1 protein-coding gene is annotated in these 730 nt (G+C 69.3%); it reads right to left on the reverse strand.

Features of this window, described 5'->3' with window-relative positions:
* A partial coding sequence (locus A9X05_RS22710; protein WP_156736918.1) for an ABC transporter permease occupies window positions 1-730 on the reverse strand: 730 nt, incomplete at both ends.

Below are 730 nucleotides of genomic sequence, written 5' to 3' on the forward strand. Positions count from 1 at the left end.
CGCCGCCAGCATGCCCATGTCCAGCAGCCACACCTTCGGCGTGTGCTGCCAGAACCGGTCCTGGGACAGCAGCGAATCGGGCACCAGGTGCCGCAGATCCACCGTCGACGCGGCCGCGGCGTAGCCCCAGCGCGCGGGCATCGCGAAGGAGAGCTGGTCCAGTCCCAGCCGGCCGGTCACGGGAACCATGCCGCCGCAGAGCACCAACTGGGCCATCACCGTCACCACGAACAGCGGCATGATCTGCTCGCTGGAGCGGACCAGCGACGAGATCGCCAGGCCGAGAATCGCCGAGGCGACACACGTCGCCGCGACGGTGGCGAACAGCTCGACCGTCGCCCCGGCGGTCGAGTGGCCGAGCAGGACGCCGCCGCGTGTCGGCGCGCTCTTGCCGATCACCACGATCGCGGTGATGATGGCCGACTGCAGGACGGCAAAGCCGCAGAACACCGCGGTCTTCGCGAGCAGGTAGGCCGTCGTCGACAACCCGACCGCCTGCTCGCGCTGAAAGATCGGGCGTTCGCCGACCAGGTCGCGGATCGTCAGCGCGGTGCCCATGAACGCCGCGGCCGGCATCAGCAGCGCCAGGATCTGCGCCGCCTCGTCCGGTGTCCCGGCGTTCGTGCCGGGCAGATGAAATCCGTTGCCGCCCGGAACCGTCAGCGACAGCGAACCCAAGATGAACGGCAACAGCGCCAGGAAGATGAAATAGGCGCGGTCGGCGACGACC

This window comes from Mycobacterium sp. E3298 (assembly GCF_001666895.1).
Taxonomy (GTDB): Bacteria; Actinomycetota; Actinomycetes; order Mycobacteriales; family Mycobacteriaceae; genus Mycobacterium.